The sequence below is a fragment of the Pelomonas sp. BJYL3 genome (assembly GCF_027257975.1).
GTDB classification, from domain to species: Bacteria; Pseudomonadota; Gammaproteobacteria; order Burkholderiales; family Burkholderiaceae_C; genus Roseateles_B; species Roseateles_B flavus.
In genome coordinates this window covers 946688-966288 of sequence record NZ_JANZKX010000001.1, presented here as the reverse complement: position 1 = coordinate 966288, position 19601 = coordinate 946688, and the positions used below count along the sequence as shown (strand labels likewise).

The following is a 19601-nucleotide window of genomic DNA, read 5'->3' as shown; positions in this document are numbered from 1 at the left end:
GGTCTACTGCAGGACGGTGGATTGGATGGCGGCCAGGACCTGGGGCGCACCCCGCTCCAGGGCCGCCAGGCCGGGCGCGAGGATGTCGGCGGACTTGATCTCCGCCAGGCGCGCGCCCAGCTTGGCAAAGCCGGGCCGGGCCAGCACCTTCTCAGGCACGAATTTCTTGCCGCACCAGGAGCCGAGGATGAGCTGCGGCTCGTGCGACAGCACCTCTTCATGGCTGACGATGCGCTGCTTGGCGAAGCCGGCACGGGCGCGGCCGGCGAAGATGTCGTGGCCGCCGCAGAGCTGGATGATCTCGCTGACCCAGCCGATGCCGCAGATCAGGGGATCGTCCCATTCCTCGAAGAAGACGCGCGGCCGCCAGGGCAGGGCGGCCGCAGCCTCGGCCAGGCGCAGCTCCTGGGTCACGAGGCCGGCGCACAGGGCTTCGCCCTCCACCTCCTTCTGCACCAGGGCGGCCAGCCGGCGCACCATGGCATGGATGCCGGCGATGTTGCGCTGGTCGAACCACAGGGTGGGCAGACCGGCGGTCTCGCATTCGGCCAGCAGGGGCCTTTGCAGGTCGGAGAAGCCGATGACGAGGTCCGGCCTCACGGCCAGGATGCGTTCCAGCTTCATGCTGGAGAAGCCGCTGATCTTGGGCTTCTCGGCCCGGGCCTCGGGCGGATGCACGCTGTAGCCGGAGATGCCGGCCACGCGGTCCTGGGCACCGAGGCGGTAGAGCACCTCCACGGCTTCGGTGGAGAGGCAGGCGATGCGCTGCGGGGCGGCAGGCACAGCCGGGGCCGTGGACAGGGCCGGGGACAGCGCGGGAGTAGCAGGGGCGAGGAGTGTCATGCGGAGGGTTCCAGCAATTGCATCAGGGCACCCGGTGCGAAATGGCGGTCCACATAGTCCGCCAGACCTTCGAACACCGGCTCCAACCCTCCTCCGTCGAACCCGAACAGGGCCTTCAGCAAGGCAGGCTGCTCGAACAGGCCATGGGCATAGAGCCCCAGCACGTTCGCTTGCTGCCAACCCACGACGCTTGCGTCCCGCTCGTGCAGGATCTCTTCTGCTGCGCCCAGCGATGGATGCTGGACGGTGCGGCCATGGTGAATCTCATAACCTTCCAGATCAAGTCCCTGTAAGGCCGACCAGGGTGACGCCATCGTCTTCGCAAAGGACAATGCCGCCGGCCTCAGCAGCTTCTCCCGCTCGAAGCGCGTCACCAGGGGCAGCAGGCCCAGGCCCGGCGCATTGCCGTCGATGCCATGCGGGTCCACCAGGGTCTCGCCCAGCATCTGCAGGCCGCCGCAGATGCCCATCAGCGGCTTGCCCGCCGCGGCATGGGCGGCGATGGCCGCATCCAGGCGCTGCTCGCGCAGCCAGGCGAGGTCCGCCGCCACGGCCTTGGAGCCGGGCAGGATGATCCAGTCCGCGCCCTGCAGCGTGCGGGCATCGCGGGCCCAGACCAGCTGCACGCCGGGCACCTGGCGCAGGGGCTGGAATTCATCGAGGTTGGAGAGTCGCGGATAGGCCACGATCGCGATGCGCAGGCCCTGGCCCGTCACCTGCTCGTCAAAGACGCCGTCCTCTTCCGGCAGGCCGTGATGGCGCCACATGGGCAGCACGGCCATCGTGGGCACGCCGGTCAGCTGCTGCAGCATCTCGGGGCCGGGCGCCAGCAGGCGGGCATCGCCCCGGAAGCGGTTGAGCACGTAGCCGCGGAACAGCGCCCGCTCCTCGGGCGGCAGCAGCTGGTGCGTGCCGTAGAGATGGGCGAAGGCGCCGCCGCGGTCGATGTCGGTGGCCAGCAGGCAGGCGGCCTGCACCTCGCGGGCGGTGCGCATGTTGACGTAGTCGCTGGCATGCAGATTGATCTCGGCCGGCGAGCCCGCGCCCTCGATCACCACCACCTCGTTCTCGTCAATCAGTTCATGCAGGGCCGCGCGGGCATGGGGCCACAGCAGCTCGCTGCGCTCGCGCCAGGGCGCGCGGCTCAAGGCCTCGTCGACCTCGCCCAGCACGATGACCTGCGAGGCGGTGTCGGCCTCCGGCTTGAGCAGCACCGGGTTCATGCGGACCTCGGGCCGGCAGCGTGCGGCCAGGGCCTGGAAGTATTGAGCGGAGCCGATCTCGCCCATGTGCCCGTTCAGTCCAGGCACCACGCGGGCGTTGTTGCTCATGTTCTGCGCCTTGTACGGCGCCACCTTGAAGCCCTGCCGCGCATACCAGCGGCACAGGGCCGTGGCCAGGAAGCTCTTGCCGGCACCGCTGGTCGTGCCCAGCACCATCACGGCGCGCGCGCGCCTGTTCTTGTCGTTCAGAGGCATTCGAGGTCCATCAGGGCTTGGAGCAGCACGTCCTGGCTGTCGGGGCTCTGTACCGAGAGCCGCAGCCAGCCCGGCGCGCCGAGGGATTCGGCATTGCGCAGCTTGATGCCGCGCTGGCGCAGGGCCGCCAGCAGGGTGGGGATGTGGGTGCCCGATCCCGGGCGCCACAGAGCGAAGTTGCAGACGCTGGGCCGGGCCGCCCAGCCGCGCAGGTGCAGGGCGCTGTGCTGGGCCAGGCGCCAGGGGCGCAGGCGATCGCGCTGCTGCTTCAGCGCCTGCAGGGTGTCGGGGCGCCAGGCCTCGCCCAGCAGGGCCACGCCCTCGGCCGACAACACCCAGCTGGGCGCCAGCTGCCGCAATCGCTGGGCGGTCCCGTGCGCGCCCAGCGGGGCCTGCAGCAGGCCCGCCCGCACGCCCGTGAGGCTCAGGGCCTTGTTGGGGCAACGCAGCCGCCAGGCCTGGTCTGCGAGCGCCTGGGGCAGCTGGCTGCTGCCGTCCAGACGCAATGCCTCGTAGGCCAGGTCGATGGCCAGCTGGGAGCCGCTGTTGACCAGGGCGTCGGCCACGCTCTGCCAGGCGGTGGCGGAGGGGCTGCTGCCGCTGGGGTTCAGGGGATCGCAGGCCCAGACCAGGGCCGGGCTCTTCATGGGCAGGCCGTCTTCCTGGGCGCACAGCTCGCGGGTGAGCTGGGTGAAGTCCTCGTAGGCATGGACCCGCAGGCCCAGGGCCTGCGCGGCGGCGGCGTATTCGCCAAAGCCGGGCTGCGGCACCCACACATGGCGCAGACCCTCCAGCGAGGCCCACAGCGTGAGCCGGCGTATGGCCTCGGCGCCACCGGAGCTGGGCAGGATCAGCTCGGCGGGGTGCTGCAGCAGGGCCGAGAGCTGCTCGCGCAGCTGTCCATAGGCCGGGTCCGGATAGTGCCGGCGGTCCGCGGCCTGCAGGGCGGCCAGCACCGGCTCGGGCGTGGGCAGGGGGCTGGCATTGCTGGAGAAGTCGTGCAGCACGGGCGGCCCGCCGTCGGGTCCGCCGTGTTCCAGCAGCGGCGTGTTCACCATGCCAGGCCTCCGCGCAGACCCAGGGCCAGTCCCATCAGCAACAGGGCGGCGAGGGCCAGGCCTTGCCGGGCCACCGTCACCGCCCGGGCGATGTCGCCAACCGCCGGCTCGCCACCTTCGGCATGCAGCAGGTAGACGCCCGGCTTGCCCAGGCGCCGGTCCAGGCGCAGGGCCATCGCGCCCATGGGCCAGCCGCCGTTGGGCGAGGGCGTGAGGCCGGACTGCCGCCACAGGGCCGGCCATTGCGCCGGGGGCGTCATCAGCAGGCCGGTGAGGCGGGCGGGGATCCAGGACAGCAGGTCGTCCAGCCGTGCCGCGCACTTGCCCGCCCATTCCCAGGGGCCGCGGTAGCCCCACATGGCGTCGGCAGTGTTGGCAAATCGGTACAGTGCCGCGCCCGGCAGACCGGCGATGGCGAACCAGAACAGGGGCGCCACCACGGAATCGTTGAGGTTTTCGGCCAGGGTCTCGATGCCGGCCTCGCGCACCTGGGCGGCGCTCAGCGGCCGCGTGTCCCGGCTGACCAGGCGGGACAGCCGCTCCCGGCCGGCCTCCAGCGATGTCTGCAGTGCGTGTTCCACGGCCATCACCTCCTCGCGCAGCATGCGCCAGGCCAGCAAGGGCTTCAAGAGCAGGCCCATGAAAACAAGGGCCATCCCCCACCGGAGGGAGCTCTGCCAGGGCCGGATCCCCTGCCAGATCAGCTGCTCGGCCAGCAGCGCGACCAGGACGCTCACACTGGCGCCCAGCAGCCACAGCAGCCCGCCCCAGACGAAGGCCGGCGCGGCGGCCAGGCCCGGCAGCCAGCGCTTGAAGGCGCCCAGGTAGCGGCCCATGGCCACGACGGGGTGCGCCCACAGGGGCGGCTCGCCGAGCAGCTGGTCCACCAGCAGGGCCAGGGCCATGGCGGCGGGGAAGAGCCAGACCGTGTTCATCGCGTCCACATCACGTCCACTTCAGGCCCGCATCAGTCCTCGATGCCACGCTGGGCCGGCACGCCGGCCTTGAAGTGATGCTTGACCAGCGTCATCTCGGTGACGGTGTCCGCCAGGTCGATCAGCTCCTGCGGCGCGCGCCGGCCCGTCAGCACCACGTGCACATGCGAGGGGCGCTCGCGCAGGACCTGCAGCACCGGCTCCAGCGGCAGCCAGCCGTAGCGCAGGGGGTACATGATCTCGTCCAGCACCACGAGGAAGTGCTCGCCGGCGCGGATCGTCGCCTCGGCCCGGGCCCAGCCCTCGCGGGCCAGCTCGGCGGAGTGGTCCAGGTCCTTGCTCTTCCACGAGAAGCCGTCGCCCAGGCCTTCGATGGGCACGCCCAGCTGCTCGAACAGCCGGTGCTCGCCGAAGCGGGCCGAGGGCACCTTCATGAACTGGTAGATCTTCACGGCCTTGCCGCGGCCATGGGCACGCAGGGCCAGGCCGAAGGCGGCCGTGCTCTTGCCCTTGCCGTCGCCGGTGTGGACGAGGATCAGGCCGCGGCGCTCGGCGGTGGGGATGACGCGTTCGCGGTCGACGGGCGGGGTCTCAATTTCCATGATCGGGGGCTTTCATCAGCAGGTCCTGCAGGGGGCGGCGCTGGCGCCAGCCCGTCTGCTCCAGGAGGGGGTGTTCATAGAAGGCCGGCACCGGCCCCAGGCACAGCAGGCCCAGGGGCAGGGCGCCGTGCGGCAGCTCGAGCACGCGCGCCAGGGCCTGCGGCTCGAACATGGACACCCAGCCCAGGCCCAGATTCTCCACGCGGGCGGCCAGCCACAGGTTCTGCACCGCGGCGCCGGCCGAGCACAGGGCCATTTCCTGTGGCAGGGTGCGGCGGCCGAAGACGGTGCCGTCGTCCGGCGGCAGGATGAGGGCCAGCAGTTCGGCGCAGTCGCGCAGGCCCTCGACCTTGAGGCGCAGGAACTCGTCGGCCCGCGCGCCCAGCGCAGCGGCGGTGGCCTGGCGCTCGGCCTCCACCAGCGGGGCCAGGCGCTCGCGCCAGGCGGGCGTGGACAGGCGCATGAAGCGCCAGGGCTGCATCAGGCCCACCGAGGGCGCCTGGTGCGCGGCCTGCAGCAGGCGCTCGAGCTGCGCGTCCGGCAGGGTCGGGCCCGGCAGGAAGTGCCGGCAGTCGCGGCGCAGGGCAATGGCCTGGCGCACGGTGGCGGCCTGCTCGGGGGTGAAGGGCGGGATCAGGGACATGCGGACCTCAGAGCCTCACCCGCACGCTGAAGCGCAGGCTGCGCGGTTCCATGGGATGGACCAGTCGCCCGGCCAGACCTTCGCCACCGCCGCAGGCCGCGCCCTCGCGGCGCGTGCAGGCATTGCCCCAGTACTCGATGTCATGCGCCTTCGTGTTCAGGGCATTGAGCAGGTCCAGCCCCAGCTCCCAGCCCGGCGCGGGGCGCCAGGCCAGCTTGGCATTGACGGTGAAGGCGCCGCTGGAGCGCTCCGTGCCGCTTTCCTCCAGCGCATAGCGGCCGATGTAGCGCAGGCGCAGGCCGGCGCTCCAGGCGCCGCCTGGGTCGTAGCTGGCGCTGACCGAGGTGCTCAGCGGGATGGCATTGGGCACCTGGCGGCCGCCGTTCTCGGCCTGCACGAAGCGGGCGCGGGACCACGCGATGTCGGCATCGATGAGCCAGTCCCGGCCCAGGCGGATGTCGTTGGACCATTCCAGACCCATGCGGCGAGAGGCGCCGCGCGCCTCCGTGACGCCCTCATCGCCCACGAAGACCAGCTCCGAATCGAGGTCGGCCTGCCACAGGCTCCAGCTGGCCTGCCAGCCCGGGCCGAAGCGGTGGCGCAGGCCCAGCTCCTGGCTGCGCGTGCCGGCCAGCAGGGGCAGGGGATCCTGCGCGCTGCCGTCCTGCGGATTGAAGCGGCTGGTGGCGCCGCGGGCGTCGTTGGAGCGGAAGCCGCGGCCCCAGTGGGCGTAGAGCTCGGTCTCGGCATTCCAGCGGTGCACCAGTCCCAGGCGGGGGCTCAGGCGGTTGTCGCTGGCCGTGCCGCCGTTGCCGGCATTGAACTCGCCGCCCAGGGCCTGGACCTTGGCCTGGACGCGGTCCCAGCGCGCGCCCAGCACGGCGCGCCAGTCCGGCGTCAGGGCCTGCTGCAGTTCGGCGAAGGCGCCCAGGGCGTCCTGGCGCACGCGGTCCTCGCGCACGGTGCGCTGGCGCACGCGATCGACGGTGTCGTAGAGGCCCAGGGTGGCGATGCGGTCCTGGCGCCACTGCAGGCCCCAGCTGAACTGCGCGGGGGCCAGGTCTTGCCACAGGGCCAGACGCGGCTGCTGGGCCTGCCAGGCGAAGCCCAGTACCTTGCGTTTGTCGAGCTGCTCGTGTTGGTCGCCGTCCGGGCCGTTGATGAAGCCGGAAGGGGCGGAGTAGAGCTGCAGGCCGTAGTCGATCAGATAGGCCGTGGCCTGCTGCTGCCAGCTTCCCCAGCGCGTGGCCCAGTCCAGGCTGAGGCTGTGGCGGTGGGTGATGCCGCCGTCATCGGGCGAGAGCGTGCCGTAGCGGCCGATCTCGCCGGACTCGATGGCGCGCAGCGGCACGTGCTCGCTGGCCTTCCAGTGCGCCGTGTAGCCCATGAGGCTGACCGACAGCCCCTCGCGCTCGTCCCCCGTTGACCAGCGCAGCACGGCATTGCGCCGCTGCAGGCCTTCGGGCTGGTCCCAGGGGCCGTCGTTGCGGCTGGCTTCCAGCGCCGCGAGGGCCTGGCCGCCGCCGAGCGGGCGGCTGCCTGCCAGCAGGGCGCGGCGGAAGTTGTGCGGGCCCAGGCCCAGCTCGGCAAAGGGCTGGGCCAGCTCGCGCACATAGGCGATGCGCGAGGCGCCGGTGGTGGCGAAGTCCCCGTCCTCGGCGGCGAAGGCGCCCTTGCGGTAGCGCAGGCTGTCCACCAGCTCGGGCATCAGGAAGTTCAGGTCCATATAGCCCTGGCCATGCGCGTGGCTGGCCATGTTGACGGGCATGCCCGACAGCATCGTGGCGAAGTCACTGCCATGGTCCAGGTTGAAGCCGCGCAGGAAGTACTGGTTGGCCTTGCCGTCCCCGCTGTGCTGGGTGACGATCATGCCGGGCATGGCCTCCAGCAGCTCGGCCGGGCGCAGCAGGGGCTTGTAGGCCAGGCGCTCGGCGCCGACCTCGCCCTGCGAGGCGCTCTCCGCGCTGCCCAGCACGGCCCGGCCTTGCAGCTCCACTTTCTCCAGCTCCTCCGCATGCAAGGGTTGCACCCAGGGGTAGCAGAGCGCCAGCAGCCAGGGCAGCGGGCGGACGGGACTGCGGGAAGGGACTCGGTTCAGTTTCATGCAGGCAGCGCAGCAGCGCCCGTGGAGTTGAGAGAAGGCGCCGCGCGGAACCAGCGCCAGCTGGCGCCGCAGGCCATCAGCAGGCCCATCAGCACCCAGGCCAGGGCGGTGGACAGCGGCGAGGCGTTTGTGAAGCGCGGCGGCGGGGCCTGAGGCACGGGCTGCAGCTGCAGGCCGCGCACCAGGGGGGGCTGGGTGACGTCGCTCGTCGGAGGAGGCTTGGGCGCGGCAGGGCGCGGCGCGGCGGGCTTGGGCAGCTGGCCCTGCACCCAGCGCTGCACGCCGGCCAGCTCGTCGGGCCGGCTGCGGGTGCTGCGCAGCTCGGCGTAGCGCTGGGCCAGCTCGCGGCGGGTGGCGGCATCCGGCTGCCAATGGCCCTGCGCGGCGGCGCGGACCAGGCCGGCCAGCGTCTGGGCATAGCTCTCCCTGTGCTCGGCCAGCCACTGCGGGAGCTGCAGCTGGTGCTTGTCGCGCACCAGCACGTCGAAGAGGCTTTGCCAGTGGTCGGGGCGCACGGTCTCGGGGGCCATGTTTTGCCAGCCCAGGGTGAACTGCACGGTCTTGAGGACCTGCAGCGCGCCGGCGTAGCCCTCGTCGCGCTGGGCCTTTAGCCAGCCGGGGTGCAGGTAGCGGCCCTGCATCTCCAGGGCGATGGCGCGGCTGGCGCTTTCGGTCTGCGGCTCGGCGGCGTCCTGCAGCTGGCTCACATGCAGCTGCAGCGCCTCCTTCCGGCCGGCCGCCTTGGCCGCTGCGGCCAGGCCGCCCAGGTACTGGAAGGGGTCGTCCGAGCTGAGCATGGCGTAGAGGTGGGAGCTGCGGGACATCAGCGCGGCGTCCGTGCGCTTGAGCTGGGACGCGAAGGCGCTGCGCGCCGTGCGCTCGTCGACGGCCAGCGGCTCGCCCTGCACATAGGGCTGGCTCATGCTCTGCAGGAACAGCCCGCCCAGGCGCGGGTCCTCGCGCTTGAGGCCGTCGGCCTGCATGGCTTCGGCCACGCCCGTGCCGTAGGCGCCGACGCTGTTGCCGAACATCCGGGCCTGGGCCAGCTGGCGGGCCTGCGCAGGCCTCATGCCCTGCTTGCGCAGCTCCTGCTCGACCTCGCGGCTGTGGCGGGTGATGGCGTTGTCGCCTTCCTGCTCTGAGGCCGACGCGGCCAGGGCCACGGCCTCATCCAGCAGCTTCATCAGGCCGGGGAACTGGTCGCGGTAGGAGCCGGTGATGGACAGCAGCACGTCGATGCGGGCATGGCCCAGCGCTGCCAGCGGGATGAGGCGCAGCTTCGTCGGCCGGCCGTTCTCGTCCCACACAGGTTCGACGCCCAGCGCGGCCAGGGCCTGGGCTTCCATCAGGCCCTGATGACGCAGGGTCTCGCCGGCCCACAGGGACAGGGCCAGGCGCTGCGGCGGCTTCGGGTCCCTGGCCTGCTCGGCCCACCACTGCCTGAAGAGGCGCTGGGCGGCCTCGTAGGCCTGGGGGGTGGGCAGGCGGGCCGGGTCCAGGCCGCTGAGGTTGCGGCCGGTGGGCAGGCTGTCGGGGTTGCGCAGCGGGTCGCCGCCATAGGCCGCGGGCACGAAGCGGCCCTCCAGCGCGGCCAGCAGGCCGGGCAGCTCGCCCTCGTGCTTCAGCCGGCGCTCCATCTCCTGGGCGCGCAGGGCCAGCTGGTAGAGGGCGGGCGTGTCGATGGGCTTGCGGGCGGCGTGGTTGGGCACCGGGCCGTCGGGCTGGGCGGGGCGCAGGTCCAGCTCGCTGGCGGCCCGGGCATCCTGCAGCGCGAGGTCCAGCCAGCGCGCGGGTCGTGCGGTGGCTACGCGGTCGTAGTCGATCAGGAAGGCTTCGTCGATGTCCTCGCCCAGGGCCTCGATCAGGGGCGCGCGCAGCATCTGCAGCAGGGTGCCGCGGCGCTGGGCCTCGTCTGGCACGCGGCCGAAGACGGCCAGGCCCTGGGGCTGGGCGCTCTGCGCGAGCCGGTCCAGGTAGGGGTGCAGCAGCTCCAGGAAGCCGGAGAAATTGGCGCTGATCTGTGCGGCCGTCCAGCCCAGGTCGCGGTGCAGCTGGTGCTCGACGAACTGCTCCACCATCTGCCGCTCCAGGCCCTGGCGCGTGGGGCCGGGGTCCACGGTCTCCCATTCATGCATCAGCTCGTGCATGCGGGCCATGCGGGCATTGAAGCCGGCCGGCGCGAAGCTGGGCGTGCGGTGGCTCACCATCAGCGCCCGGCCGCGGCGCTTGGCGGTCAGGGCCTCGCCGAGGTTGTCGACGATGTAGGGGTAGATCACCGGCACGTCGCCCAGGGGGAGCAGGGCGTCGTCGTGCACGTCCAGGCCGCGCAGCTTGCCATGGGCCCATTCCTGCGTGCCGTGGGTGCCGAAGTGGATCAAGGCATCGGCCTGCCGGGCCCAAAGGTAGACGGCCAGGTAGTGGTGGGACAGCGGGGTCTTGCTGCGATGCTGCATCGCATCTCGGCCGAGGTGCTGGTCCTCTTCGCGCGGGGGCTGGGGCAGCACGGCCAGGTGCCCGAGCTGCAGGCGCGGGATCACGAAGACGGGCTTGCCCTGATGCGGGCGCACGTAGCGGCTCTGCGCGGGCGGGCCCCAGCGCTGCAGCATGGGCTGGCGCACGGCGGCGGGCAGGGTGTCGAACCAGCGCTGGTAGTCCGCCACGGGCAGGGCGGCGGCCTGGCCGCTGCGCAGCAGGGCGTCGAGATCGGCGCCCGGGTAGTAGGCGGCCAGCAGGCCCTGCAGCCCTTGCAGCCACTGGGCCTCGTCACGCGGCTCGACGGCATAGCCCGCGGCCTGCAGGCCCCGGCTCAGCTGCTCCAGGCTGCGGGGCACGTTGAGGAAGCTGGCGCCGAAGTTGCTGGCCCCGGCGGGGTAGTTGTAGACGAAGAGGCTCAGGCGCTTGTCCGCCGCGGGCTTGGCCTGCAGGGCGATCAGGCGGCGGGCCTTGGCCACCACGGCGGCGGACTGGCGCTCGATGAGCTGCGGCTCGGCGCCGCCCGCGGGATGGGCCACGACCAGCACGGGGTCGATCAGTCCGGCGCTCTCCGGCTGCGCCAGGTAGAAGGGGATGTCGCTCTGTGCGAGGCCGGTGCTGCCGGCGTCCCATTGCGCGCTGTCGCCCTGGCGGAAGGGCAGCGTGGCCAGCGCCGGCCTGCCCCAGCGCTCGAACAGGGTCTGCAGCGAGCTGGCCTTGGGCATCAGCGTGTGCGTGACCAGCACATCGTGCAGAGGCTGAGCTTCAGGCGCCAGCAGGGCCTGCAGCTGGGTCTCGTCCAGGGGGCTGGCGAAGGCCGCGAGGGCCTGCAGGCCCTGGGCCTCGAACTGACGCAGCCAGGCGTCCAGCCAGGCCGTCTGACCCTGGACGAAGTGGTAGCGGTGCAGCAGGATCACGACCCGCTTGCGCACGCCGCCTTGTGCGTGCTGGTCGGCCCAGCGGCGGGCGGCGCCGGCATCCGGCAGCAGGGCTGGGGCGTCCGGGTGGTAGAAGCCGCGCAGCGGCAGGCGCTGGGCCAGGGGCATGTCCATCTTGCGGCCGTCGGCCTGGGCCTTCAGGACCTGCAGGGCGGCCCGCGTATTGGCCGCGCCACCGGCTTGCAGCAGCGCGTGCAGGCTGCGCTCGCTGGCGGGCGGCTCGCCGCCGGGGATCCACAGCGGCTGGCGCGCATCCAGGCCGGGCTGGTCCGCCAGCAGGCCGCGCAGGCGGGTCTCGGCCACGGCATGGGGCGCGTCGATCCACACCCAGCGCGCGGCCTGCACCAGGCCTTGCAGCTGGCGCTGGCGGGCCTGGCGCTCCCTGTCGCCCAGGGCCTCGGCCTGCAGCGGCACCTGCCAGCGCTGCAGCGAGATGCCGGCGGCCTGGGCCTCGCGCACCAGCAGCGCCTCGCGGGCCGCGGGCGTCACGTCGGTGGAGATCCACAGCAGCTGGGCCTGGGCCAGGCTGGCGAGCGTCAGCAGGCCCAGCAGCAGGAGGACGTGCCGCAGCCGCCGGTCAAGGCGCATCCGGTGCACCTTCTTCAGGGACGTAGATGACACTCCCGTCCTTGAGCTTGTAGGCCACCCCGGCCTTCACGCCCTGGCCTTCGCTGCTGCCGCCATTGCCGCGGTACTTGATCTCATGGCCGTTCTTGCGCACCACGATCTCCATGTCCGGCTCGCCGGCGCGGCGGATCACGGTCTCGTCCGCCTGCGACTGCTGCTGCAGGGCCACGGCCGTCAGCAGCGCGACGACCAGGACCAGGAACACGTCCACGAGGTTGACGGCCGAGAGCATGGGATCGTCGTCCTCCTCGGCGAGGATGTGCACGCGATGTCCACTCATGCCCATCCCCGTTCCTTCTTGATGTCCAGCAGCTCGGCCAGCAGCCAGCGGCGGCGCACGGAATACACGACCAGGGCAATGGCCGCGGCGGTCATGGCCAGCACCACGCCCGAGAAGGCGGAGCCGAACACGGCCAGGGCCTGGTGCCCCTGGCCGGCGGCGACCTGCTGCAAGGCCGGGCCCAGGGGCACCATGGTGGCGATCAGGCCCAGCAGCGGGCTCACACGGCCCAGCAGGCGTGCGGGCTCCAGCTGGCGCAGGACCTGCAGCTCCAGCTGCTCGAGCCGGCATTCCGGCGTGGCCTGCAGCAGGCGGCGGCCGCGGCGGCGCAGCAGGGCGTCCATCAGCGTGACACCGGCAGTCCAGAGGGCGTAGGCAAAGCCCAGGGCGACGAGGATCAGCACCGGCCACAGCAGGGCCTGGGTGATCTGGGCGAATCCGGATTCGATCAACATGGTGGAAGCTTCAAGGTTCAGGCGCGGAAGAACTGCGCCACGGCGGCCGGGTTGGAATGGAAGTAGTGGTGTATGTAGCTGGCCCGGATCGCGCCCTGCTGGTAGAGCGGCTCGCGGGTCTTGCCGCCATTGGGATTGGCGGCCTGGGCGATGGCGGGCAGCGGCGTTTCCATCGTGGAGTAATGGAAGCTGTGGCCGCGCAGCTCACCCTCGGGCCAGGTGATGGACTGCAGGCCCAGGGCCGAGAGGCGGGCCTGCATGTGGCCGCTGCCGGGCAGCAGGCCGGCCAGGGGCCAGGTCTTGCCATCGGCATCGACCAGCTGCTCCAGCAGCACGAGCAGGCCGCCACATTCGGCCAGCAGGGGCTTGCCCGCGGCCTGGTGGCGGCGCAGGTCAGCGAAGAAGCGGGGGTGGGCGGCCAGGGCCTGGGCATGCAGCTCGGGATAGCCGCCGGGCAGCCAGAGGGCGTCGCAGTCGGGCAGGTCCTCGCCGGCCAGGGGCGAGAAGAAACACAGCGCTGCACCGAGTTCGCGCAGGCAGTCGAGGTTGGCGGGGTAGATGAAGCTGAAGCAGGCGTCGCGGGCGATGGCGATGCGGCGGCCGGCCAGGGGCTGGCCATGGTCGACCCGGGCGGGTGCCTGGAAATCGACGGGCGCCAGCGCGGCCTCCAGGCCCTGGCCCAGCGCGCAGCCGGCTTCCCAGGCATCGGCCCAGGCCTGCAGCTGGGCTTCGAGCCCGGGCAGCTCCAGCGCCTGCACCAGGCCCAGGTGGCGCTCGGGCAGGCTCAGCTCGGGCTGGCGGCGCAGGGCGGCCACGAGGGGCAGGTCTTGCGGCAGGCCCTGGGCCACCATGCGGGCATGCGATTCGCTGCCCACGCGGTTGGCCACCACGCCGGCCACGCGGATGTCGCTGCGGTAGCGCGCCAGGCCGGTGGCCAGGGCGGCAAAGGTCTGGGCCATGGCCGAGGCATCGAGCACCGCCAGCACCGGCAGGCCGAAGGCGGCGGCGAGGTCGGCGCTGCTCGGGTCGCCGTCGAAGAGCCCCATCACGCCTTCCACCAGGATCAGGTCGGCCTCGGCGGCGGCCTGGGCCAGCAGGGTCTGGCAATGCGCCAGGCCGCCCATGAAGAGGTCCAGCTGATAGACGGGCGCGCCACTGGCGCGCTCCAGGATCATGGGGTCCAGATAGTCCGGGCCGGTCTTGAAGACGCGCACCCGCCGGCCCCGGCGACGGGCCTGGGTGGCGATGGCGGCGGTGAGGCTGGTCTTGCCCTGGCCGGAGGCCGGGGCGCTGATCATGAGGGCGGGGCAGGAGGGCATGGTCGGACCCGGTGTCGAGGAAGGCGTCAGGCAGGACGTCGCAGGGGCAGCACGGGCGCGAGATCGCCCGCGGCCGGCGGCGGGGCGGCAGGCGTGGGGCTGAAGGGCAGGGCCAGCCACTGGCCCTGCACCTGCAGGATCTGCAGACGGTCGTCGAAGACGGCCTGCAGGGCGCGGTGCGTGGCCGGATCGGCCGGGGCGCCCTGGTGGTGGACCTGGCCGGCGGCCATCACCACCAGCTCGTCGGCCTGCAGGGCGATGTTGAGCTCGTGCAGCACGCTGATCACGGTGCGGCCCTGGGCGGTGAGGTGGCGCACGCAGTCCAGCCAGTCGGCCTGGTGGGGCGGGTCCAGGTGGGCCAGGGGCTCGTCCATCAGCAGCACCTCGGCCTGCACGGCCAGGGCGCGGGCCAGCAGCACGCGCTGGCGCTCGCCACCGGAGAGGCGCTGCAGGCGGCGCTCGCGCCAGTCCCAGCACTGGGTCTGGCGCATGGCCTGGGCCACGGCCTCGTGGTCCTCGGCACTGGGCGGGGAGAGCCAGGCCTGATGGGGCAGGCGGCCCAGCATCACGACCTCGTAGGCGCTGAGATCATCGCCCCCGCTTTCGTTCTGGCCCAGCCAGGAGAGGCTGCGGGCGCGGGCCTTGGGTCCCCAGTCACCCAGGGGCCGATCCAGGAAGTCGATGCGGCCCTGGGCGGGCAGCAGGGCCGCCATGGCGCGCAGCAGGGTGGACTTGCCGGCACCGTTGGGCCCCACGATGGCCGTCCAGCGCTGGCGCGGCAGCGCGGTGTAGAGGGTCTTGAGCACGGGCAGGCCCTGCAGTTGCAGGCCCGCCAGGTCGACCTCGAAGGCCATGGGCAGGTGAAGGCCTCGGCTCATGATCTTTTCTCCGACAAGGGCCCGCGGTGCATCAGCACCAGCAGGTAGGCTCCGCCCAGCAGGGAGGTGACGACGCCCACCGGCAGCTCCTGCGGGGCGATGACCCAGCGGGCGACGATGTCGGCGGACAGCAGCAGGCAGCCGCCGGCCAGGGCCGAGAGCAGCAGCAGCCAGCCATGGGTGCACAGCACGCGGCTGCGCACCAGGTGCGGCGCCACCAGGCCCACGAAGGCGATCAGCCCGGCCTGGGCCACGGCCGCGCCGGTGGCCAGGGCCAGCAGCGCGATCAGGAAGAGGCGCACCAGGGACAGGCGCACGCCCAGCGAGCGGGCGGTGGCTTCGCCCAGGGTCAGCGCGTCCAGTGCGCGGCTGGCCCCTACGGCGCCCATCAGGCACAGCAGCAGGGCCGGGGCCAGCACCCACACCGAGGCCCAGCTCAGGAAGCCGCTGGTGCCCAGCATGAAGGCCTGCATGGGGCGCATGATGTCCGGCGTCATCAGGGTCAGCAGGGAGGTGAGGGCGAACAGCACCACGCCCACGATCACGCCGGCCAGCAGCAGGCGGATGGACTGCTCGACGCCGCGCGCCAGCAGCAGGGTCAGGCTCACGCCGGCCAGGGCGCCGATGAAGGCGGTGCCGGTGAGGCCGATGCGCAGCATCAGCGCCACGGCCGCCGGGCTCACGCCGATGGCCACCAGCAGCGCGGCCACGCCCAGCGAGGCGCCGGCCGAGGCGCCCAGCAGGTAGGGGTCGGCCAGCGGATTGCGGAACAGGCCCTGCGCGATGGCGCCGCCCAGGCCCAGCAGCGCGCCGGCCAGCAGGGAGCCGATGGAGCGCGGGAAGCGGATCTGCCACAGGATCTGCTCCTGCATGGCGTCCTGGCTGGCGAGGATGTCGAAGGTGAAGCCGGTGCTGCCCACGGCCACGCCGGCCAGGCACAGGCCCGTGGCGATCATTGCCAGCAGCAGCAGCAGGGTCCAGGGTTTCATGGTGCGGAGCCCTCTCAGCGCATGCCGCCGGGCGGGGCGTTGAAGGGCGTGGTGGGCAGCGGCACCGGGCCGGCGGCGGCCTGGCGCAGGCAGCGGGCCATCAGCGCGGCGGCCTCGGCCATGCGGGGGCCGGGGCGCACCAGCACATCGGACTCGTCCGGCGTCCAGACGCAGATGCGCTGGTTCTTCACCGCCAGGATGCTGTTCCAGCCGGGGCGCTGTGGCAGCCCCGGCGCACTGCGCTGGCCCACCATGATCACCTGCGGGTTGGCGCGCACCACGTACTCCGGGTTGAGCTTGGGGAAGGGGCCCAGCTCGGCGGGGATGATGTTGCGGGCGCCCAGGCGGGTGAGCGTCTCGCCGATGAAGGAGCTGGTGCCGGCGCCGTAGGGCGCGCTGTCCACCTCGTAATAGACGTTCAGCTGCCGGGCCGCCGACGGCAGGCTGGCGGCGGCTTCCTTGATGCCTTCGTCGATGCGCTGCCAGACCTGGGCACCGGCCTGCGGCTTGCCCAGCAGCAGGGCCACCTTGCCCAGCACGCGCTGCACATCGGCATGGGTCTTGGGCTCCAGCGCGATGACCTTGAGGCCCAGCGCCTCCAGCCGGTCGGTCAGCCGCGAGGAGATGGCCACCAGCACCACATCGGGCTTGAGGGTGACGATGCTCTCGATGCTGGTGTCATCTATGCCGCCCAGCTTGGGCAGGGACTGGATGGAGGCGGGGTGGTTGGAGTAGCGGTCCACCCCCACCAGACGCGCGCATTCGCCCAGCGTGCAGACGGACTCGGTCAGCGAAGGCAGCAGGCTGACGATGCGCCGCGGCACGTCCGCCAGCGTGACGCCCACGCCGCGGTCATCCTTGATCTGCACTGGCGCTGCGCCGGCGGCGTGCCCGTTCAGGGCCGCGGCCAGGCACAGCAGCGCGGCAGCAAAGGGTCGGGTCTTGCCCATGGGCTTGCTCATCTCAGGACTCCAGGTTCTCGACGGGGCGCGTCCAGGGCTGGCCCGCCACCATCATCGTCAGCTGCTTGCAGCGGCGTGCCACGGCCTGGTTCAGGCGGCCCAGCTCGTCGGCGTACTCGCGCACCTCGCGGCCCAGGGGCATCACGCCCCAGCCCACCTCGTTGGAGACGAAGACCACGGGCGAGGCCAGCGTGGGCAGCGTGGCCAGCAGCGCATCGCAGGCGGCCTGCCAGGCCTCGCGCCGGGGCTGGCCGTCCATGGGCATCAGCCAGTTGGTGAGCCACAGGGTCAGGCAGTCCACGATCAGCAGCCGCCCCGGTGCCGCCGCCGAGCGCAGGGCCTCGGCCAGATGCAGGGGGGCTTCCACCGTCGCAAAGCCCGCCGGACGCTCGGCCTGGTGGCGGGCGATGCGCTGGCGCATCTCCTCGTCATGGGCCTCGGCCGTGGCGATCACGCAGACGCTGTGACCCGGCTCGCGGGCCCAGTCCAGCGCCAGGCGCTCGGCCTGCCGCGACTTGCCGCTGCGCTGCCCGCCAACGATGAGTGTGTGTGACTGCGTGCTCATGCTCGTGGACCTTTCCGCATCAATCTGCCTTCACCGTTCACCGAGCGACGCCCGCGGTGGGCCCTGAGGCCCGGCTCTTCGCCAGGCGGAAGAGGCCCGCTGGGCGCCCTCCGGCCGGGCTCGGGCTCCTCGTGGGCGCACGAAGCGCCCAGGGAGAGTCCTTACAGCGTGGGGGTGAAGCGCACGCCGATGAAGAAGGTTCGCGGAGCCTGCGCATAGCCCTTGGCCGTCTCGTAGTCCTTGTTGAAGGCGTTGTCGATGTTGGCCTGCAGGCGCACTTGCGAGTTCACGCGATAGCTCAGGTCCAGATTGACCAGGCTGTAGCCGCCCAGGGGCTTGGTGTTGGCGTTGTCGTCGAAGCGGCTGCCGTGGGCCTGGATCTGCAGGCCGCCGGACCACTGGTTGAGCGTCTTCTCCAGGCGCAGGCTGGCGTGCTTCTTGGCGCGGCGGCCCAGCAGCTTGTCGGTGGTCAGGTCACGCGGGTTCTGGAAGTCCACGGAGCCCTGCAAGCGCAGGCCGGCGACCATCGTCTCGCCCTGCAGGCTCACGCCCTGCAGGCGCACCTTGGCCAGGTTGCCGTAGCAGCCGCCGTAGGTGGAGACGCAGTTCGCCGCGAAGCTGCTGTCCCAGGAGATCAGTTCGCGGATGCGGTTGTTGTAGACCGTCAGGCCCAGCTCGCTGTCGCCCTGGCTCCAGTTGAGGCCCAGCTCGGTGTTGCGGCCGCGCTCGGGGTTGAGGGCGGCCACGCCGGGCTTGGGGCCGTACTCGCTGAAGCTCTGGTAGAGCGTGGGGGCGCGGAAGGCGGTGCCGGCGCTGGCCCAGGCGCGCAGGCCCGGCAGGAAGCGCCAGCCCGCGGCCACGGTGCCGGTGTTGATGCCGCCGAAGGCGCTGTCCTGGTCATGGCGCAGGTGCAGCTGAGCGTCGATGCTGCTGTTGCTGTAGAGGTAGCTGGCCGCCACGGCATTCTGGTGGCGCTTGACCTGGCCGCCGGTGGCGGGCAGCAGGCCGGAGTTGATCAGCTTGTCCTCGCGGCGTTCCAGCACGGCATTGAGCTGGCCCACGGGGAGCTTGACGGTGCCGCCCAGGGTGTACTGGCGGACCTGGGTCTCGGTCAGGTAGGTGGAGGCGTTGTTGCTGAGCGTCTCGTAGCGTTCGCGCGAGTCGCCGATGCTGGCTTCGGTCTGCCAGTCCGCATTCCACTGGGCGCTCCACAGGGCGCGGCTGGCATGGGTGTCATGCAGATTGCGGTCGCGCACGCCGACCTTGGGCTTGGCCGAGGCGTCGTAGTCGCTGTCCAGGCTGCTGTAGGTGTTGACCAGCTCCAGGCGCTGGCCGGCGTCCAGCTGGTAGCCCAGGCGGGCGTTGACGCTGTGGGTGCGCCAGCCGTCGATGTCGGGGCTGTAGGCGGGATCGTTGGTGACCTTGCGGATGTTGAAGCCGTCGGCCACTTCCTGGGCCAGGCTCAGGGCGTAGTCCAGGGCGCCCGCGGCACCGCTGACGCTGAGGTCGCCCTTGACCAGTCCCAGGCTGCCCACGCCGGCGCCGATCTCGACGGTGGGCGTGCGCTTGCCCTTGCGGGTGAAGACCTGGATCACGCCCGCCACGGCATCGGAGCCATAGACGCTGCTGGCCGCGCCGCGGACGATCTCCACGCGCTCGATCTGGGCCAGGGGAATGGCTTCCCAGGCAGCGCCGCCGGAGCCGGACTGCGTGTCCATGCGCACGCCGTCCACCAGCAGCAGGGTGTGCTGGGTGTTGGCGCCGCGCAGGAAGAGGCTGGTGTTGGTACCGGGGTTGCCGTTGCGCACGAGCTCGACGCAAGACTGGCGACCCAGCAGGTCCACCAGATTGCCGAAGCCCTGGCGCTCGATGTCGGCGCGGGTCAGCACGGTGACGTCGGCCAGCACCTGGCTCAAGTCCAGCTTGGAGCGGGTGGCGGTGACCTGGACCTGGCCCAGCTTGTTGGGCGTTTCCTGTGCCTGGGCTTGTGCCGACAGGGCCAGCAAGCCCAGCGCGATCATGCTCAAGGTGGAGGAGGGACGGACGGAGGCAGGCAGGCGCGCAGGCGAAGGCTGGCGTGCAGCACGCAAGAAGGAAGCGGACATGAGAAAAACGGGACTACGAGGCGGTCCAGGTGCCAGCTTCCCCGCAGGCTCCTGTGAAAACGAGGCGCTGCTTGCGCAGTCACCTCACCCGTTGGCCGGTATCCGGGCTGGCGGATCGCGTCGCTGCATCCTTCCCAGTGCCGGGGCACCAGTGGATTCATGTGCAGCGACTGAAGGCCTTGCAGCCTTGTCCGCTTACCGTTGCGGGGACAGCTCAGGTTGGGGCGGCCTCGTGGAGGCGTTCCTTTCTGATTCCCGTTTAACTGCCCTGACCGATGGGTCGGGGCGAGCACCAACAGCGCGCATTCTAGTCCAGGCTGGCCGAGTGATCGCTGACAGCGTGGCTTG

General features: G+C 71.8%; 16 protein-coding genes and 1 riboswitch. All 16 genes read right to left on the bottom strand.

Annotated elements, in window-relative coordinates; genetic code table 11:
* Window positions 1-3: 3 nt before the first annotated feature.
* The 16 genes from O9Y01_RS04265 to O9Y01_RS04190 all read right to left on the bottom strand — a co-directional run bounded on the left by O9Y01_RS04265 (window position 4) and on the right by O9Y01_RS04190 (window position 19253).
* Entirely contained in the window at window positions 4-843 is an 840-nt protein-coding gene (locus O9Y01_RS04265; RefSeq protein ID WP_269630237.1) for an ABC transporter substrate-binding protein, read from the bottom strand.
* Window positions 840-2321, bottom strand: coding sequence for a cobyric acid synthase (locus tag O9Y01_RS04260; RefSeq protein WP_269630236.1), 1482 nt, complete (start codon window positions 2319-2321; stop codon window positions 840-842). Before O9Y01_RS04260 ends, O9Y01_RS04265 begins: the two co-directional genes overlap by 4 nt.
* Entirely contained in the window at window positions 2312-3379 is a 1068-nt protein-coding gene (locus tag O9Y01_RS04255) for an aminotransferase class I/II-fold pyridoxal phosphate-dependent enzyme (RefSeq protein WP_269630235.1), read from the bottom strand. The genes O9Y01_RS04260 and O9Y01_RS04255 overlap by 10 nt, the downstream gene beginning before the upstream one ends.
* A complete protein-coding gene (gene cbiB / locus O9Y01_RS04250) occupies window positions 3373-4314 on the bottom strand; it encodes an adenosylcobinamide-phosphate synthase CbiB (RefSeq protein WP_269630234.1) in 942 nt (313 codons plus the stop codon). The genes O9Y01_RS04255 and cbiB overlap by 7 nt, the downstream gene beginning before the upstream one ends.
* Window positions 4315-4346: 32 nt before the next feature.
* Window positions 4347-4916 (bottom strand): cob(I)yrinic acid a,c-diamide adenosyltransferase, encoded by a 570-nt coding sequence (gene cobO / locus O9Y01_RS04245; protein WP_269630233.1) that lies wholly within the window; start codon window positions 4914-4916, stop codon window positions 4347-4349.
* A complete protein-coding gene (gene bluB, locus O9Y01_RS04240; RefSeq protein ID WP_269630232.1) occupies window positions 4906-5559 on the bottom strand; it encodes a 5,6-dimethylbenzimidazole synthase in 654 nt (217 codons plus the stop codon). The genes cobO and bluB overlap by 11 nt, the downstream gene beginning before the upstream one ends.
* Before the next feature lie 7 nt (window positions 5560-5566).
* A complete protein-coding gene (locus tag O9Y01_RS04235) occupies window positions 5567-7663 on the bottom strand; it encodes a TonB-dependent receptor (protein WP_269630231.1) in 2097 nt (698 codons plus the stop codon).
* Window positions 7660-11661 carry a cobaltochelatase subunit CobN gene (gene cobN, locus O9Y01_RS04230; RefSeq protein ID WP_269630230.1) on the bottom strand — a complete coding sequence of 1334 codons (4002 nt, stop codon included), beginning with the start codon at window positions 11659-11661 and terminating at the stop codon, window positions 7660-7662. Before cobN ends, O9Y01_RS04235 begins: the two co-directional genes overlap by 4 nt.
* Complete coding sequence (locus tag O9Y01_RS04225) at window positions 11651-11980, bottom strand: DUF2149 domain-containing protein (RefSeq protein WP_269630229.1); 330 nt, start codon at window positions 11978-11980, stop codon at window positions 11651-11653. Before O9Y01_RS04225 ends, cobN begins: the two co-directional genes overlap by 11 nt.
* Window positions 11977-12435: a hypothetical protein gene (locus tag O9Y01_RS04220; RefSeq protein WP_269630228.1), complete on the bottom strand. Its 459-nt coding sequence runs from the start codon at window positions 12433-12435 to the stop codon at window positions 11977-11979. The genes O9Y01_RS04225 and O9Y01_RS04220 overlap by 4 nt, the downstream gene beginning before the upstream one ends.
* A 17-nt stretch (window positions 12436-12452) precedes the next feature.
* Window positions 12453-13754, bottom strand: a complete 1302-nt coding sequence (locus O9Y01_RS04215; protein WP_269630227.1) for a cobyrinate a,c-diamide synthase — start codon at window positions 13752-13754, stop codon at window positions 12453-12455.
* Window positions 13755-13780: 26 nt separating this feature from the next.
* Window positions 13781-14632 carry an ABC transporter ATP-binding protein gene (locus O9Y01_RS04210; protein ID WP_269630226.1) on the bottom strand — a complete coding sequence of 284 codons (852 nt, stop codon included), beginning with the start codon at window positions 14630-14632 and terminating at the stop codon, window positions 13781-13783.
* Window positions 14629-15621 carry a FecCD family ABC transporter permease gene (locus tag O9Y01_RS04205; protein ID WP_269630225.1) on the bottom strand — a complete coding sequence of 331 codons (993 nt, stop codon included), beginning with the start codon at window positions 15619-15621 and terminating at the stop codon, window positions 14629-14631. The genes O9Y01_RS04210 and O9Y01_RS04205 overlap by 4 nt, the downstream gene beginning before the upstream one ends.
* Before the next feature lie 14 nt (window positions 15622-15635).
* A complete protein-coding gene (locus tag O9Y01_RS04200) occupies window positions 15636-16583 on the bottom strand; it encodes an ABC transporter substrate-binding protein (protein WP_269630224.1) in 948 nt (315 codons plus the stop codon).
* A 1-nt stretch (window position 16584) separates the two neighbouring features.
* Complete coding sequence (cobU, locus tag O9Y01_RS04195; RefSeq protein WP_269630223.1) at window positions 16585-17148, bottom strand: bifunctional adenosylcobinamide kinase/adenosylcobinamide-phosphate guanylyltransferase; 564 nt, start codon at window positions 17146-17148, stop codon at window positions 16585-16587.
* Between the two features lie 161 nt (window positions 17149-17309).
* A complete protein-coding gene (locus O9Y01_RS04190) occupies window positions 17310-19253 on the bottom strand; it encodes a TonB-dependent receptor domain-containing protein (protein ID WP_269630222.1) in 1944 nt (647 codons plus the stop codon).
* Window positions 19254-19329: 76 nt separating this feature from the next.
* Window positions 19330-19565: riboswitch (cobalamin riboswitch) on the bottom strand.
* Between the last annotated feature and the right edge of the window lie 36 nt (window positions 19566-19601).